Origin of the sequence: Actinomyces oris (assembly GCF_001929375.1) — a bacterium.
In the GTDB taxonomy this organism is placed as follows: Bacteria; Actinomycetota; Actinomycetes; order Actinomycetales; family Actinomycetaceae; genus Actinomyces; species Actinomyces oris_B.
This window is the reverse complement of the sequence record NZ_MSGO01000016.1, coordinates 23,914-39,810: the sequence shown is the minus strand read 5'-3', so window position 1 is coordinate 39,810 and position 15,897 is coordinate 23,914. Positions and strand designations below refer to the sequence as shown.

Sequence of the window (15,897 nt, the reverse complement as noted above, 5' to 3'; positions counted from 1 at the left end):
GGGAGGGGGAAGGGGCCGGGGAGTGCGCCGGGCGGGAAGGATCTGCGCTCATGGGCTCAGAGTACGGGGTGCCCACGCGCGGCGCGGTAGCCTGCCGTCATGAAGGTTCTTCTTGATGCGACGGCGATCCCGGCTGATCTCGGAGGCGTGGGGCGCTATGTCGACGACCTCGTGCCCGAGCTCATCGCCTCCGGCGTCAACCTGGCCATGGCCGTCCAGCAGCGGGACGTGGCGCACTTCTCCACCAAGGTGCCCCGCGCCCACCTCTTCCCGGTCTCGCAGTCCATGGAGTCGCGCGGCGCCCGGATGGCCTGGGAGCAGACGGGGCTGCCGGCCCTCATCCGCCGCATCCGCCCCGATGTGCTGCACTCGCCCCACTACACCTTCCCGGCCCTGCACCAGGTGCCCGTGGTCGTCACCCTCCACGACGCCACGTTCTTCTCCCACCCGCAGGCGCACTCGCCCTTCAAGCAGAAGTTCTTCACCAACGCCATCCGCCGGGCCGTGCACAGGGCCGACGCGCTCGTCGTGCCCTCCCAGGCCACTCGCGACGAGACCATCAAGTACGTCGGCGGCAGTCCCGAGCGCTTCCACGTCGCCTACCACGGCGTGGACACCTCCGTGTTCCACCCGGTCGACGACGCCGAGCGGGCCCACGTGGCCGCCTCCCTCGGCCTGGAGGGCAAGCGCTACATCGGTTTCCTGGGGACCCTTGAGCCCCGCAAGAACGTTCCCAACCTGGTGCGCGCCTGGAAGTCGGTCTTCCATGACTCCGACGACGCCCCGGCCCTGGTCCTGGCCGGAGGACCCGGCTGGGACGCGGACATTGAGCCCGCCCTGGCCGAGGTCCCCCCGAACCTGAACGTTCTGCGGCCCGGCTACCTGCCCCTGGAGGATCTGCCCGGGTTCCTGTCCGGATGCGAGATCCTGGCCTACCCCTCCATCGGCGAGGGCTTCGGTCTGCCGGTGCTCGAGGCCATGGCCTGCGGGGCCGCCGTCCTGACCACCCGCGAGCTGAGCCTGCCGGAGGTCGGTGGCGATGCCGTGGCCTACTGCGGATCGGATGCTCAGGCCATTGCCCGGGCTCTCGTGGTCCTGGACGCCCAGCCCGAGCGGCGTCGGGCCCTGGGGGCCGCGGCCCTCAAGCGGGCCGCCGAGTTCACCTGGAAGGCCTCCGCCCAGGCTCACGTCGAGGCCTACCGCGCCGCCATGGCACGCTGACGCCTGTCGCCCTCCGATCGACGGGCTCATTCACTGCAGCGTGCTCGTGTAGGCTTCACTGGTAGGTCACTCCTATGTAGGACTTCGGCGAGACGACGCCAGGTGGGAAGGAAAAGACGACCAGTGAACGAGACCATGCCTCTGCAGACCGAGGGGACCTCCCTCCCATGTGCCGGGCGCGACGAAGGGCAGACACGCGCTCGTGTTCTCGTCACCGGCGCCAACGGACAGCTGGGGCGTGCACTCATGGCGCTCCTGCCGCAGGCGGGGTTCGAGCCCACCGGCGTCGACCTGCCGGAGGTGGACATCTCTGACAAGGTCGCCATGACCGCCTGGGACTGGTCCAGCTACGACGTCATCATTAATGCCGCCGCCTGGACCAACGTGGACGGGGCGGAGACCCCTGAGGGCCGCCGTCTGTCCTGGCGAGCCAATACGGTGGGACCGATCAACCTGGCCCGGGCGGCCACTCAGCACGGCCTGACCCTGGTGCACATCTCCACCGAGTACACCTTCGACGGCGCCACGCCGGTTCACACCGAGGAGGAGACCCCCTCGCCGCTGGGCGTCTATGGGCAGTCCAAGGCCGCCGGGGACGCCGCCGTCAGCGTCTGCCCCCGCCACTACCTGGTGCGCACCTCCTGGGTGGTGGGCGATGGGAAGAACTTCGTCAAGACGATGCTCTCCCTGGCCGAGCGCGGCATCGCGCCGAGTGTCGTGTCCGATCAGACCGGCCGCCTCACCTTCGCCTCCGACCTGGCCGCGGGGATCCTCCATCTCATTTCCGCGAGTGCCGATTACGGCACCTACAACCTCTCCGGAGAGGGCCCGATCGTCTCTTGGGCCGATATCGCCAAGCGGGTCTACGAGCGTGCTGGACACAGCCCCGACGAGGTCACGCCCGTCACCACCGAGGAGTACTACGCCGGTCAGGAGGGGATCGCTCCGCGGCCGCTGAGCTCCGCCCTGGATCTTTCCAAGATCAAGGCCACGGGCTTCACCCCGGCTGACTCCTCGGAGCGCCTGGAGGCTTATCTTCGGGAGCTCCTGTAGGTTGAATCCGACCGGATGGCAATCCCTCGTCCCTGTTTCCCGTCGGAGATCAGCATGAGACGTGAGCTCGCAAAATACTTTCGACTGCCGACTGCAAACAACTCTGCGACCGGAGCGGCATCGCCTCGGCGACCGGCGCTGATCGGTGGGCTTCTCATATTCCTCATGCTGCTCACCGGGCTCGGGTGGGCGGTGTCCTCGCCAGTGCAGGGGTCTCCCGACGAGGACTATCACCTGGGCAGCATTTGGTGCCCGCGTCCAGCGGGCGGGTCATGCGCGATGGATACGGTCAATGGTAAGCCGGTGGTCCGTGTCCCCATCGCGGTGGCCGACGGGGTGGCGGGATGTTATATCTTCAAATCGACTCTTTCTGCGGGATGTGTTCCCGGTTATGATGACTCTGAGATGGGGTGGTCGGCGCGTTTTGACAATGATGCCTACCCGTTTGGGTACTACCACTTTCATCACCTCTTCATCGGTCAGGATGTGCAGACCTCGGTGCTGGTCATGCGCGGGGTTAATGTGCTCATCGCTGTCGCTCTCCTGGGGACAGTCGGCTTCTGTGCTCCCCAAAGACTGAAACGGCCGCTGATCGGGGCGGTCGCAGCCTCGTGGATCCCCATGGGGGTCTATTTCATCTCCTCCGTCAATCCCAGTTCATGGGCCATCTCGGGGCTGTTGGTGTACACCTCGGCACTGTACCTGGCAACCCGGCAGGAAGGGCGTTCCCGCGGCGTGCTGATGCTCTGTGCCGTGATCGGTGCCGTCATGTGCCTGACATCTCGATATGATGCGGCCTTCTTCCTTCTTGTTGTTGGCATCGCCCTGCTCTTCGGCGTGCGATGGACCCGTAGGAGATGGCCGGAGCTGTGCGTTCTTGTCGGGGCGGCTGTCGTTGGATCCGTCGTCTTCACGTCGTCGTCCCAGACGTCTAAGGTCGCTTACTTCTCCCGTGTTGCGAATTTGATGGATTCGGTCATCGGGAAATCCTTGCTGGTTCTTCTTGTTGTTGGCCTCGCCCTGATTTTCGCTGTGCGACGGGCTCGACGATGGTGGCGAGAGCTGTGTGTCGCTGCCGGAGTCATTGTCTTCGTGTTCTTCACCTTCATGTCGTCGTTGCAGGTGTCCAGAGTCTCTATCTTCTCCCGACTTCAGGAGCCGGCTCATTCCGCTGATGAGCAGTCTTTTGTTGAGAAGCTGATTATTGGGATAGAGACTGCGCCGAAGTATCTTGGTGGGTTCTGGGGGCATGCGTGGAGTCCGGGCTGGTATGATGTCCCTTTGCAGATTCGCAGCCCCCATATGTTGGCCATTATGGCTGCCGGAGCGTTTGTGGCAGTGTCTCTTCGCCGTGGCGGGTGGCGCAAGTGGGTTGCTCTGGCGGTCCTCGTGATGACGATGATTGGGCTCCCGGCGGTGTTCTACGCGAACGGCGCCATGAACCCCATCGAGGAATACCAGGCTCGGTATATCTTCCCGATGCTGGCGCCTACCTTCTTCCTCATGCTGGCCATCGATCAGGATGAAAAGGAATGGTTCACGGTCCCGCAGGCCGTCTGGGTCTTCATCTGCGGGGCTGTTTGCCAGGCGATCAGCCTGCATACGCTGCTCATGCGATATGTTCACGGGAACAGGGAGCCCTGGGAGCTCAATCTCAACAAGGGGATCGAGTGGTGGTGGAACGCACCTGTGCCACCGATGACGATCTGGTTCCTCACGACATGCGTTGCCACCGCGGCACTGGGGATCGCCGCGGCGATGCTGGTGCGTACAGCCGATAAGCAGGAGTAGCCGGCTCGCCGTCGTCCTCGTCAGGAACGAGATCGCGTTGTTGAGCCGGCGCTGAACGCTGCGGGCGGGAGACACCAGCCGGTGTCTCCCGCCCGCACGCGTTGCTGCTGCAAGGAGCCGAATGCTCCCGGTGGCCGGCTCAGGCCTGCTGGTTCTCCAGCAGGCCCAGGAGGTAGGCGCCGTAGCCGGACTTCACCAGGGGCTCGGCGCGCCGGCGCAGACCCTCGTCGTCGATGAAGCCCATGCGCCAGGCGACCTCCTCGGGGGCGCCGATGTTGAGGCCCTGACGGTGCTGGACGGTGCGGATGAAGCTGGTGGCGTCGGCCAGGGAGTCGAAGGTGCCGGTGTCGAGCCAGGCGGTGCCGCGGGGCAGGACCTCCACGGAGAGCCTGCCGGCTTCCAGGTAGGTGCGGTTGACGTCGGTGATCTCGTACTCGCCGCGGGCGGAGGGCTTGAGGTCCCTCGCGATCTCGACGACGTCGTTGTCATAGAAGTACAGGCCGGGAACGGCGTAGTTGGAGCGGGGCTGGGCCGGCTTCTCCTCGATGGAGATGGCCTTGAAGTTCTCATCGAACTCGACCACGCCGTAGGCGGTGGGGTCGGCGACCTGGTAGGCGTAGACGACGCCGCCGTCGGGGCTGGTGTGACGGCGCAGCTGGGTTCCCATGCCGGGGCCGTAGAAGATGTTGTCGCCCAGGACCAGGGCGGCGCTGTCGGAGCCGATGAAGTCGGCCCCCAGGACGAAGGCCTGGGCCAGGCCGTTGGGCTCCTGCTGAACCGTGTAGGACAGGTTGACGCCCAGCTGGGAGCCGTCGCCCAGGAGGCGGTGGAAGGAGGGGGCGTCGTGGGGGGTGGTGATGACCAGGACGTCCTGGATCCCGGCGAGCATGAGGGTGCTCAGCGGGTAGTAGATCATCGGCTTGTCGTAGACGGGGACCAGCTGCTTGGAGGTTCCCAGGGTGATCGGGTTGAGTCGCGTGCCGGAGCCTCCGGCCAGAATGATTCCTCGCATACCCCAAGCATGACCCATTCCGGCCCCGAACGGCGCCAGGATCGGGCGGATCGGGAGCTCTTCTCCGTGGTCCCCGGCACGTTCCGTCCCTGATGGCTCGGTCTGAGGGGTGTCGAACAGACCGCGCCGATAGACTCGCACGGTGGCGCCTCACTGACTCGGTGGCGCCGAGACCAAGACCTGTGCGCACAGAAGGGGCCATCAATGGGGCAGATCGAGCTGGGCAAGCCGCTCGCCATCGAGGAGACGTCGATTCCGGGATTCCTGCGGATCGACCTGACTGTTCACGGGGACAACCGCGGCTGGTTCAAGGAGAACTGGCAGAGGGAGAAGATGCTGGCCCTGGGGCTGCCGGACTTCGGGCCGGTTCAGAACAACATCTCCTTCAACAACGAGGTCGGGGTCACCCGGGGCATCCACGCCGAGCCCTGGGACAAGTTCGTCTCGGTGGCCACCGGCCGCGTCTTCGGCGCCTGGGCGGACCTGCGCGAGGGGCCCTCCTTCGGGGCCGTCTACACCTGTGAGATCGACCCGTCGGTGGCGGTGTTCGTGCCTCGGGGCGTGGGCAACGCCTATCAGACGCTGGAGCCCAATACCGCCTACACCTACCTGGTCAACGACCACTGGTCGGCCGACGCCCGGTACACCTTCCTCAACCTGGCCGATGAGACGGTGAACGTGCCCTGGCCGATCGAGCTGAGTGAGGCCATCCTCTCCGACAAGGACAAGGCGCACCCCCGTCTGGCCGACGTCACCCCCTTCCCGGCTCCGGAGACGGACGGCTAGGAGGACCTGCGTGAGGCCGGCTTGCCTTCGACGTCACCCTCACCGGTGCTCCCGCGGTCACCAGAGAGGGGGGTGCGAGCTTTTCCCGGGGCAGGTGCGCAGCAGCGAACACTGTGATGAAGAACAGAGTCACGAATTGAGGTCGGTGCGCCGCTGAGGTGGATGGGGGCGTCGATCAGTGGAATACTCCCGGTCGGCAGGGTTGGGCTCAGGGTTCTCTGGGACGTTTTCCGGAGACTGTTCAGGTTCTGCTCCGGTGTGCGGTGACCCTCAACGAGTCCTCTCTCGTCACCCGCCCCGGGTCCTTCCCGTCGGCTGGAAAGAGAACCTCATATGGATACTGCGCTACCGCGCTGGGGCACGACCAGGGCAGCCCACGCCCTCATTGTCCTGTGGTCGCTGGTGACAGTTGTCGGTGCCCTCCTCGACGCCGCTCTTCAGCCGGAGCTGCACATTGACTTCCTCGTCTATCGGGTGGGGGCGCAGCATCTCCTCCACGGTCAGCCCCTCTATGCCGAGCCGCTCGACACCGGGGTGCCCGGCTTCCTCATGTACTTCACCTACCCGCCCTTCGGGGCCGCCCTGCTCACAGGCACGGCGCTCGGCGGCCCGGTACGAGCGGCGGCCGCCCACACCGTGGCCTGCCTGGCGGCGCTCGTCATCCTCTCCTGGATCGTTATCCGCCGCTGCGGCGGTGGAGCCTGGACCGCGCTGGCCGCCGCCAACGCCCTGGCTCTGCTCATGCCTGTGGTCTCGCACCTGACATGGGGACAGGTCGGGCTCTTCCTCATCACCCTGCTGGCCGCCGACTGGCTCCCCCGCCGGACTCCCTGGCCGCGTGGCCTGCTCACCGGCATCGCCATCGCTGTCAAGCTGACCCCCGCCGTCTTCCTCCTGCTGCCGCTGTTCAGACGTGACTGGCGGGCGCTGCTCGTCTCACTGGGCAGTGCTGCCACCTGCACCGGTATCGGATTCCTCATCGCCCCCGGGGAGTCCCTGACCTTCTGGGGGTCGGCCGTATGGGACTCCACCCGAGTCGCCTCCACCTGGTGGGACACCGAGAACCAGTCGCTGCGTGGACTGCTCTCCAGAGTTCTCCCGGCTCCCTTGTCATCTGCTGTCTGGATGGTGCTGGCCATCGCCGTCGTGTATGTCATCGCTCGGCAGTCCGCGCGCCTGACTGGCCACGGCGATGACCTGCTCGCCTTCGGCATCGTCGGTCTCATCGCCCCGATGGTCTCGCCCGTGGCCTGGGTGCACCACTGGGTCTTCGCCCTTCCCCTCGTCATGACCCTTGTGTGGCGGGCCGTCGTCGGGCTCGCCTCAGGCGCGCGCAGAACCGGGTGGGATCTCGAGTGCCTGGCGGCGGTGGGCAGCGGCGTCGTCATGCTGATCGCCCCCACCCACTTCCCCGAACACCTCGTGCGCTACGGCTCCCCCCAGTGGAACCTGCTCGCGGTCCTGGCCTCCGGCGTCTACGTCTACTGGGCCACCGCCATTCTGGTCATCGTGCCCCGCCTGCCCGCCCCCGCCGCCTCCCAATCCACCCGGGCGCCACTTCCTCACATGTGGCGTCGAGTCTCATGGGGGAGAAGTATCCGAAGGACTCCCTCACGAGCTCAGCTGGGATCCGGTGCCGGTACGGTGAGGCACTATGAGACGACTTGAGCCTGCCCGACAGCAGTACTCCTGGGGGTCGACCTCCGCCATCCCCGCCCTCCTGGGCAGGGCCGACGACGGCTCCCCCTGGGCCGAGGCCTGGTACGGATCCCACCCGGCCGGTCCCGCCCAGGTCGCCGAGGGCGGCGTTCTGTCCGAGCTCATCGACGCCGAGCCCGAGCGCCTCCTGGGTGAGGACATCATCTGGCGCTTCGGGCGCCGACTGCCCTTCCTCCTCAAGCTCATCGCGCCCGAGCAGCCCCTGTCCCTCCAGGTCCACCCCAGTCAGGCCCAGGCCGCCGAGGGCTACGCCCTGGAGGACGAGGCGGGTATCGCCCTGGACCACCCCTGCCGCAACTACAAGGACACGAACCACAAGCCGGAGATGGTCCTGGCCCTCACCCGCTTCCAGGCCGTTGCCGGTTTCCGGGCCCCGCGCCGCGCCGTCGAGGTCCTCTCCGGCCTGGACAGCCCCCTGGCCCGCAGGATGCGCCGCACCCTGCGCCTCAACCCCACCCGCTACGGCATCCGGCAGGTCTTCTCCGACGTCGTCTCGGCCGCCACCCGTCCAAGCCCCCAGGAGATCGACGCCCTCGTCACCGAGATCTCCGCCAGGTTCGAGGCCGGCACGTCCCCGTCGCCGCGGGTGGACTCCAACGTCGTGAAGATGGCGGACACCTTCCCCGGGGACCCCGGCATCGCCGCCGCGCTCCTGCTCAACCCCGTCACCCTGCAGCCCGGTGAGGCGCTGTTCGTGCCCGCGGGAAGCGTGCACGCCTACATCTCCGGTCTGGGCGTGGAGGTCATGGCCTCCTCGGACAACGTGCTGCGCGCCGGACTGACCGCCAAGCACATCGACGTCCCCGAGATGCTGGCCTGCGTCGACTATGTGGCGGCGCCGCCGGTACGCCCCGCCCCCGAGTACCTCTCTCGCGCCACCCGCGCCTACTACGCGCCGGTGGATGACTTCGAGCTCATGGTCACCACCGTGGTGGCCGCCGACGGGCGCCTGCCGGTCCCCGGACGGGGACCGCGCATCCTCCTGGCCGTCGAGGGCGCCATGACACTGGTGACCCAGGCCGACTCCCAGACACTCGCCCAGGGCGAGGCCGTGTTCGTCGGTGCCGATGAACGCAGCCTGTTCGTGGAGGGGGAGGGTACCCTCGTCCAGGCCGACGTCCCCTGACCCCGGTGCTCAGCGGGGTTGAGGCCCGCCGGCTCATCCGGTGATGCCCTCCTGCCGGACAGCGGCCGCGGCGACGTCGTCACCCGCCTCGGGGGTGAGCACCACCGCCGTGCGCCCGGTGCGCCAGGCGACCAGGACCTCCTGGAGCATCTGGGCCGTGTCGGGGCTGCGCACCAGGACGGCACGCGAGGCGGAGCGCTTGTCGGCCCCCGTCGACGCGCAGGCCGCCTCGACCCGGGCCACCAGCTGGGCTCGCGTCAGGGCGGTGGGCCGATCGCCTGACGGGCCGGTGCCCGCTGGAGCGCCCGGAGCTGCAGGTGCTGCCATCTCAGTGGTGAGGTCACTGAGGCACATCAGGTCGCCGGCGGCGCTTACCGGCGTGAAGCGGTCGGGATAGTGCATGAGGTCGGCGGCGCCGTCGAGCACGAGGGCGGGCAGCTCTCCCGGCCAGCGCAGCGCCAGCGGGGCGGGCGGTACCAGCACCTGCGCCTCGGCCTCCTCGCAGAGGCTCTCCGGGGTGAAGGCCACGCTCAGCTCGGGGACGAGGCCGGCGGCACGGATCTGCTCGCTGCTCCCCAGGAGCACGCCGCGTCCCGCCACCCACGTACCGCACGCCCAGGCGACGGTCCGCCAGTGCGGAGGGAGCGCCACATGGACTCCGTCACCGGGCCCCGACTCCGATGTGACGAACCCCGCGATCTTCGCCAGCCACATGGACAGGACGTGTCCGGTCAGCTCGACTCGTTCGTCGATTCCATAACAAATGAGCCACGGTCTGTCGGCGTCGTGAGGGCCGGGGAGCAGCGGCAGCAGGGGGTCGCGCATGACTACGATTGAAGCAGATCCACCGACTTTCAGGAACTTCCCTGGTGGCGTCCAGCCGGTCGGGGCAATATGCGACCGTGCGTCAAGTGCCCTGAAATCCTCTGAAACACCGTGTGAATTTCTACTGTCAGCCAGGCGGTGGGAGCCTCTCAGGGGATTTGTAGGAAGTCAACATATGGTGGCAACCAGATGGGGTATTCCTTGATATGTCAAGGGATGATGTCAACGGTCACGAGAGGGTGAAGTTTCCCTCGCCGGCTTGACTGGCCTTGTCTCACACGCATGTAATTCTTACTGGCAAGAAGCTCGGATCGAAGGGAGGCCGGCATGTGGAACATCCTCGGCGACGGCCCACTGAAGCACCCGGAGGAGCCTGACGCGGAGGTACTGTCGCTCCTCTTCGGCGGCGGTGACGACGTCGATGAAGGTCCTCTGGCGTGGCAGGAGCGTGCTCTGTGCGCTCAGACGGACCCAGAGGCCTTCTTCCCTGAGAAGGGCGGTTCCACACGTGAGGCCAAGCGAGTCTGTGCGACTTGCGAGGTTCGTGAGGAGTGCCTCGAGTACGCTCTCGCCAACGATGAGCGCTTCGGTATCTGGGGCGGCATGTCGGAGCGCGAGCGGCGCAAGCTCAAGCGTCGCGCAGTATGACCCGCCCCGGCTCCGCACAGGGAGCCAGTCGGGTAGGAGCCCTGGCCGTCGTCGTGTCGGCCGGGGCGAGCCCGTTTCTGGCGCAGACACTGTCCGCGATCACTTCACAGACCTGCGCGCCCGACGTCGTCCTCGTCGTCGATGTCGCCTCGCGAGCCAACGGGCTGGGAGACGGGACTCCGATCGAGGAGCTCGTTGAGAGGTCGGGACTGGGCGCCGTCACCGCGGTGCGCGTCGTCAGGGCCAAGGAGGCCAAGAACTTCGGGGACGCCGTCTCCCGGGGGCTGACCGCCTACGCCGGCCTCGTCGCCGTCGGCAACCGTAGGCGCCGCAGCTTAGAGGCCGTCGACGGCGCAGAGGGCGCAGACGGTGACACCGCCTCGAGCGGGCCGCGCACCTCGGTACGGGACCTGCTGCTGTCGGGCTCCGGTCCCATCACCGGCCCCACCGGAGCCCTCTCACCGATCACCGCCTACGAGCAGCGGCTCGTGGCCCCCACCGAGGCCACCCCGGAGATGCCGGAGCACCAGGTGTGGTTCTGGCTGCTCCATGACGACTCCGCTCCTGCCGAGGACTGCCTCGAGCGGCTCCTCACCGCCGCGACCAATGCGCGCTCGGTGGGAGTCGTCGGGCCCAAGCAGGTGGGCTGGGACAATCCTGAGCTGCTCCTGGAGGTCGGGCTGCGCGCCACGGCCTCGGCCCGGCGCGCCAACGACATCGTCCCCGGAGAGGTCGACCAGGGCCAGCACGACGACCGCAGCGATGTCCTGGCCGTGGGAACCGCCGGAGCCCTTATCGACCGCGCCGTGTGGGAGGAGATCGGCGGCATCGCCCCGTGGCTCGGCCCCTTCGGTGACGGCTTGGAGCTCTCGCGCGCCGCGCGCCTGGCCGGATACCGCGTCATCGTCGAACCCACCGCCGTCATCCGCCACCGACGGGCCTCCTACCAGGGGCTTCGCCGTCCCGCGTCCGTCTCGCACTCCTCCAGCGCGCAGCCCCGCACCGATGCCGAGGTCATTGAGGTCACGCTCCCCGAGCCCGACCCGGAGAGGTCCTTCCGGGCCCGGCGCAGCGCCCAGCTCACCAACTGGGCGGCCTTCTCCACCCGGCCCATCGGCCTGCTGCTGACCTGGTTCGTCGTTCTCGGACTGATGCGTTTCGTGTGGCGCCTGGCCTCCAAGGCTCCGGCGCTGGCCCGCGACGAGCTCGGTGCGGCTCTGGCCGTGGCCGGACGTGGTCGACGGGTCAGAGCCGCCAGGCGCCGGCTCGCCCAGCACACCAAGGCGCCTGTATCCGCACTGGGGCGTCTCTACGTCACGCCGGCCGAGATCCGCGGGGTGCGCCGTGACCGCACCCGCCAGGAGCGCGAGCGTCGCGCCCGAGCGGCGGCCCCCAGCGAGCTCGAGCTGCGCGAGCTCGCCGCACTGGCCCGCAGCCGGCGCCACACCCTGAGCGCGGTCATGGTGCTGGTCCTGGCGCTGAGCACCTACGGTCTGTCCCGGCTGCTGCTCACCCGTTCCATCACCGGTGGGGCCCTGCCCCTGTTCAGCGACGACTGGCGTCAGATGTGGGACACCGCCTGGAGCACCTGGATCTCCACCGCGGACGGCTACCCGGGCGGCGTCACCCCGTTGCTGGCCATTCTGGCCGTGCCGGCGGCGCTGGGACAGCTGGTGGGGCTGGAGACCAGTGCGCTCATCAGCGCCCTGGTGCTCCTGGCCGTGCCCCTGGCGGCGCTGGGGGCCTGGTTCGCCGCGGGCACGATGACCCGGAAGGTGGCGCTGCGGGCCTGGGCGGCACTCGTATGGGCCCTGTCTCCCACTCTCCTGCTCGCCGTGGGCCAGGGGCGCCTCGGCGCTCTCCTGGTCCACCTCGTTCTTCCCTGGGCGCTGCTGGCCCTGGCCCGCGCCGTGGGCGCCGACCGGCGGGACCTCGTTCTGTCCGGGCTGGTGGGTGCCCATCTGCTCACCGACGAGGAGCGCGCCGAGCTCGACCGCTTCTCCACCGAGAAGGTCACCGACCTCGCCCACCTGGATGAGGAGGCGCAGGCCGAGTCGAAGGCCGACAACGCCAAGGACGCTGAGGACACTGCGGACGCTGAGGACTCTGCGGGCGATTCCGAGACCTCCCAGGATGGGGCTGCTGAGCAGACCCCCGCCCCGGATGACGCCCCGGACGATGGCGCTCATGACGGCGGTGAGGCCGAGGTCGACCTGCCCTCCACCGAGAAGTACGGCTACGGGTCGGCGACGGCCGCCGCAGTCGCAGGACTGCTGCTGAGCGTCGTCGTTGCGGCCGTCCCGGCCACCGCCGCCGTGCTGGCCGTCATCGTCCTGCTGCTGTCGGTGACCACACGACGCGGGTTCAAGCTCGTCCTCACCCTGGTACCCATGCTGGCCACCGCCGCCCCGGCCTGGTGGGGCGCCTGGCGCCTGGGCCGGAGCGCAGGATGGGCCGAGGGGGTCCGGCTGCTGCTGACCGACATCGGCCTGCCCGTCTCCGTACCGGCGCCCAGCAGCCTCGATCTGCTGGTCGGCTCCCCGGTGGACCTGGGCGCCCTCACGTCCTCGGGGGCCTTGAGCGCCCTGCTGCGGGTACTGCTCGCGCTGGTCCCGGCCCTCGGCGTCGTCGGTCTCTTCGTCTCCCGGCGCGTCCGGGTGGCCCGCACCGGCATCCTCCTGGCCCTGGGCGGGCTCATCCTGGCAGGGCTCAGCCTGCGCACCCCGACCGGGCTGGGGCCGGACGTCGCCGGAGGCGGCCTGGCTCCCGTCAACGGATGGTCCGGGGCCGGTCTCTCCTTGGCGCTGAGCGGCTTCCTCGCGGCGGCCCTGACTGCCGGTGAGACCATCTGGGCCCTCATCGCACAGCGGTCCCGGGGCGGCCGTCGAGCACTGGAGCGCAGGAGGCGGAAGGAGACCGACGCGACGTCCTCCACGGCCGCTGACTCCACGGTGAGGCGCAGGGGGTCGCGCCGCCTCAGGGCGGCCTTCACGACCGCGGCCTGCCTCGTCCTGCTCGCCCCGGTGGTGATCGGTGGCGTCTGGTCCTACCAGGCCCACCGCGGCAGCAACCCGCAGGTCCTGGTTCTGCACTCCACGCCCCAGCAGATCCCCCTCATCGCCGGGCAGTTCCAGGGGTCTCAGGCGGCCGGAAGAGTCCTCAGACTGACCTCGACACCTCAGGGGCTCCAAGCCACCATCTGGCGCGGGCCCGGCACCCAGGTCAGCGACGTCCTGCCCGGAGCGGTCAACGTCAAGGCGCGCACCCGCGGCGCAGCGGCACTGGCCGATCCCGGACTCAAGCCGGCCAAGAACGGCCCGGGGACCAAACGCAGCGCCTCCTCCGCCACCCAGGCCCTCGTCCTGGACGACCCGGCTGACGCCGAGCTCGCCCAGATCGTCACCCGCGCCACCGCCGGCCAGGACAAGGGGGCCGCCGACGCCCTGGCGGCCCACGGCATCGCCGTCGTCCTGCTCGACGACAAGGAGAGCGACTCCGTCACCGCCGAGGCCCGCGTGGGCCTGGCCTCGACGCCGGGACTGGAGCAGCTCGCCCAGACCGCCTCGGGCAACTCCTGGCGGGTCACGTCCTCGGCGCACCCCGACTCGGCCCGCCTGAGCCTTGTCGACGCCGGTGGTGAGGTCACCCCGGTCGCCTCCACCGGTACCGGTTCGGGAACCCGCACCCGTATCCCCGCCGGATCGGGCCCCCGTACCCTCGTCATGGTGGAGCGCTCCGACGCCGGCTGGCGCGCCACCCTCGATGGCAGGCGTCTCGAGGCCACCACGGTTCCCGCATCGGACGGCAGCTGGAAGCAGGCCTTCACCGTCGGCTCCGAGGGCGGGGAGCTGGTGATCACCCACACCCGTACGTCCACCGCCGCCGCGACCTACACGATCTGGGCCGTCTGGGCCCTGACCCTGGTGGCGGCACTGCCCCTGCGACGCGGAAAGGAGATGGCCTCATGACCCGGCCCCGTCAGGACGACGCCGACAGCCAGCAGGACTCACGGGAGAAGTCCGAGCCCCAGACCCCGCAGCACGAGTCGGCGAGCCCGGACCCGGAACTGGCCGAGGACGAGACCGACACCACTCCCACGAAGCGTCGGAGGAGCTCTGCCAGCACCAGGCGGCACCGCCGGTCGCTGGGGCGGACAGTCGCTCGCGGCGCCGGCGTCCTGACCTCGCTCGCGCTCGCCGCCGCTGTCGGAGGCGTCACCTGGTGGGGGCACGCCGCGCCGACCACGCCGACCCCGCAGCTGCAGGCCCTGAGCCTGGCCCAGCCCGGAGGCGCCACCACATACGTGTGCCCGCACGCGCCCACCAACACGTTGCGGGGCACCGACGTCGGCGCCATGGAGTCCACCACCGCCATCGTTCCGGCGAAGGGAGCCGGGACCGCCCAGTCGGCCACCTACGCGGGTCGGACCATCCCCACCGACACCGCCACCTCCACGAACACCGCCGAGGGCGGCATCCTCACCCTCGTGCCCGCGGACGGCCAGGTGGCCAACGCCGTCGGGGCGGTGACGACTCTGGTCAAGAGCGGTGACCTGCGCGGTCTCACCGCCGCCCCCTGCACCCAGCCGGCCGCCATGTCCTGGATCGTGGGCGGATCCATCGCAGCGGGCTCGTCGGCCGAGCTGCGGCTGGTCAACCCCGGCGTCACCCCCGCCACCGCGAAGGTCACCCTCTACGGTTCCATCGGCAGACTCAGCCTGCCCAGCAACGGGGAGATCACTGTGCCCGCCGGCGGCTCCTCCTCCCTGGCCCTGGAGACGAAGGGCAGCCAGGACCCGCGCATCGCCGTATCCGTCGAGGCCGACGGCGGCTCCGTGGTGCCCGCGCTCGTCACCGAGTCCCTCGACGGGGAGACCCCCGCCGGCACCGACGTCATCACCCCGGGAGCCGCCCCGGCCACCGACCTCGTGATCCCCGGCGTGGAGATCGTCGAGCCCGCCGCACAGGGCGAGGTTCCCGATGCCAAGACCGGCGCCGACTCCTCCGACACCCCGGCCGTGCGCATCGTCAACCCCGGAGCGGCCCCGGCGACCGTGTCGGTGACCATGCTCGGCAAGGACGGGGCCCGTCCACTGAGCGGGGCGCAGTCCGTGACCATCGACGCCGGCTCCGTCTTCGACATCCAGCTGGCCGGCGTGCCCGCGGGCACCTACGGCGTGCAGGTCACCTCGAGTGCGCCGGTGGGAGCCGCCGTCCGCGTGGTGCGCAGCGGTGGTGAGTACCCCGCGCGCTCCAAGGCCCTCGTCCACGACCAGGCGTGGGCGCAGGCCGCGCTGCCGGGAGCCGCGGACTCCGGCCTGCTGGCGGTGCCGCGCGCGGCCTCCCTGAGCTCGGCGGTCGCCGTGGCCAACAGCGGTGAGACCACCTCAGTCACCCTGTCCTCCCTCGACGGCTCCTGGAAGCAGGACGTCAAGGTCGTCAAGGGCGCCTCCGTCGTCGTCGAGGTGCCGGACAAGGTCGCCGCCCTCCGCCTGAGCGCGGCCGGCCAGGAGGGCTCGTCGGGGACCTCGCGCGCCGCCAGCGGCCTGGCCGCCGCCACCATCGTGACCGCGCAGGCCGGCGGAGACCTGGCCGGGACGCTCATCTCCACGGTGCCGGCTCAGCCCGACGCCACCGTTCAGGCCCAGCGTCGCATCCTGCTGGACTGACGCACGCCTCCTTCTCGTTCTTCTCACCCAACCGGGCATTCTTCGCGT

The 15,897-nt window shown here is 69.2% G+C and carries 11 protein-coding genes; 9 read left to right on the top strand and 2 right to left on the bottom strand.

Going from position 1 to position 15,897, the window contains the following annotated elements; all coding sequences use genetic code 11:
- Positions 1-99 precede the first annotated feature (99 nt).
- From BKH32_RS04960 to BKH32_RS04950, 3 genes are all read left to right on the top strand, one after another.
- Positions 100-1,221 carry a glycosyltransferase family 4 protein gene (locus BKH32_RS04960; protein WP_075248911.1) on the top strand — a complete coding sequence of 374 codons (1,122 nt, stop codon included), beginning with the start codon at positions 100-102 and terminating at the stop codon, positions 1,219-1,221.
- A 123-nt stretch (positions 1,222-1,344) separates the two neighbouring features.
- Positions 1,345-2,274: an SDR family oxidoreductase gene (locus BKH32_RS04955; protein ID WP_075248910.1), complete on the top strand. Its 930-nt coding sequence runs from the start codon at positions 1,345-1,347 to the stop codon at positions 2,272-2,274.
- A gap of 54 nt (positions 2,275-2,328) precedes the next feature.
- The gene (locus tag BKH32_RS04950) at positions 2,329-4,065 is read left to right on the top strand and encodes a DUF2142 domain-containing protein (RefSeq protein ID WP_430383786.1); all 1,737 of its coding nucleotides are present in this window, start codon (positions 2,329-2,331) and stop codon (positions 4,063-4,065) included.
- Positions 4,066-4,204: 139 nt separating this feature from the next.
- On the opposite strand, the gene rfbA is transcribed toward BKH32_RS04950, so the two are convergent.
- On the bottom strand, positions 4,205-5,077 hold the full coding sequence (rfbA, locus tag BKH32_RS04945; protein ID WP_075248908.1) for a glucose-1-phosphate thymidylyltransferase RfbA: 873 nt from the start codon (positions 5,075-5,077) through the stop codon (positions 4,205-4,207).
- A gap of 204 nt (positions 5,078-5,281) precedes the next feature.
- On the opposite strand from rfbA, the gene BKH32_RS04940 reads away from it, so the two are divergent.
- From BKH32_RS04940 to manA, 3 genes are all read left to right on the top strand, one after another.
- Positions 5,282-5,863: a dTDP-4-dehydrorhamnose 3,5-epimerase family protein gene (locus BKH32_RS04940; RefSeq protein ID WP_075248907.1), complete on the top strand. Its 582-nt coding sequence runs from the start codon at positions 5,282-5,284 to the stop codon at positions 5,861-5,863.
- Between the two features lie 333 nt (positions 5,864-6,196).
- Positions 6,197-7,531, top strand: coding sequence for a glycosyltransferase 87 family protein (locus BKH32_RS04935; RefSeq protein WP_075248906.1), 1,335 nt, complete (start codon positions 6,197-6,199; stop codon positions 7,529-7,531).
- Entirely contained in the window at positions 7,518-8,708 is a 1,191-nt protein-coding gene (gene manA / locus BKH32_RS04930; protein ID WP_075248905.1) for a mannose-6-phosphate isomerase, class I, read from the top strand. Before BKH32_RS04935 ends, manA begins: the two co-directional genes overlap by 14 nt.
- A 33-nt stretch (positions 8,709-8,741) precedes the next feature.
- Here the strand turns inward: manA and BKH32_RS04925 are convergent, their stop codons facing one another.
- Positions 8,742-9,533 carry a TIGR03089 family protein gene (locus BKH32_RS04925; protein ID WP_075248904.1) on the bottom strand — a complete coding sequence of 264 codons (792 nt, stop codon included), beginning with the start codon at positions 9,531-9,533 and terminating at the stop codon, positions 8,742-8,744.
- A 327-nt stretch (positions 9,534-9,860) separates the two neighbouring features.
- On the opposite strand from BKH32_RS04925, the gene BKH32_RS04920 reads away from it, so the two are divergent.
- The 3 genes from BKH32_RS04920 to BKH32_RS04910 are packed head-to-tail and all read left to right on the top strand — an operon-like array spanning position 9,861 to position 15,849.
- The gene (locus BKH32_RS04920) at positions 9,861-10,181 is read left to right on the top strand and encodes a WhiB family transcriptional regulator (RefSeq protein WP_003787027.1); all 321 of its coding nucleotides are present in this window, start codon (positions 9,861-9,863) and stop codon (positions 10,179-10,181) included.
- Complete coding sequence (locus BKH32_RS04915) at positions 10,178-14,149, top strand: glycosyltransferase (RefSeq protein ID WP_075248903.1); 3,972 nt, start codon at positions 10,178-10,180, stop codon at positions 14,147-14,149. The genes BKH32_RS04920 and BKH32_RS04915 overlap by 4 nt, the downstream gene beginning before the upstream one ends.
- A complete protein-coding gene (locus tag BKH32_RS04910) occupies positions 14,146-15,849 on the top strand; it encodes a DUF5719 family protein (protein WP_075248902.1) in 1,704 nt (567 codons plus the stop codon). The genes BKH32_RS04915 and BKH32_RS04910 overlap by 4 nt, the downstream gene beginning before the upstream one ends.
- The last annotated feature ends 48 nt before the right edge of the window (positions 15,850-15,897 follow it).

Coding starts and splice junctions, on each gene's coding strand:
- rfbA (WP_075248908.1), bottom strand. CDS start 5,077: ATGCGAGGAATCATTCTGGCCGGAGGCTCCGGCACGCGACTCAACCCG.
- BKH32_RS04910 (WP_075248902.1), top strand. CDS start 14,146: ATGACCCGGCCCCGTCAGGACGACGCCGACAGCCAGCAGGACTCACGG.
- BKH32_RS04960 (WP_075248911.1), top strand. CDS start 100: ATGAAGGTTCTTCTTGATGCGACGGCGATCCCGGCTGATCTCGGAGGC.
- BKH32_RS04950 (WP_430383786.1), top strand. CDS start 2,329: ATGAGACGTGAGCTCGCAAAATACTTTCGACTGCCGACTGCAAACAAC.
- BKH32_RS04915 (WP_075248903.1), top strand. CDS start 10,178: ATGACCCGCCCCGGCTCCGCACAGGGAGCCAGTCGGGTAGGAGCCCTG.
- BKH32_RS04925 (WP_075248904.1), bottom strand. CDS start 9,533: ATGCGCGACCCCCTGCTGCCGCTGCTCCCCGGCCCTCACGACGCCGAC.
- BKH32_RS04935 (WP_075248906.1), top strand. CDS start 6,197: ATGGATACTGCGCTACCGCGCTGGGGCACGACCAGGGCAGCCCACGCC.
- manA (WP_075248905.1), top strand. CDS start 7,518: ATGAGACGACTTGAGCCTGCCCGACAGCAGTACTCCTGGGGGTCGACC.
- BKH32_RS04940 (WP_075248907.1), top strand. CDS start 5,282: ATGGGGCAGATCGAGCTGGGCAAGCCGCTCGCCATCGAGGAGACGTCG.
- BKH32_RS04920 (WP_003787027.1), top strand. CDS start 9,861: ATGTGGAACATCCTCGGCGACGGCCCACTGAAGCACCCGGAGGAGCCT.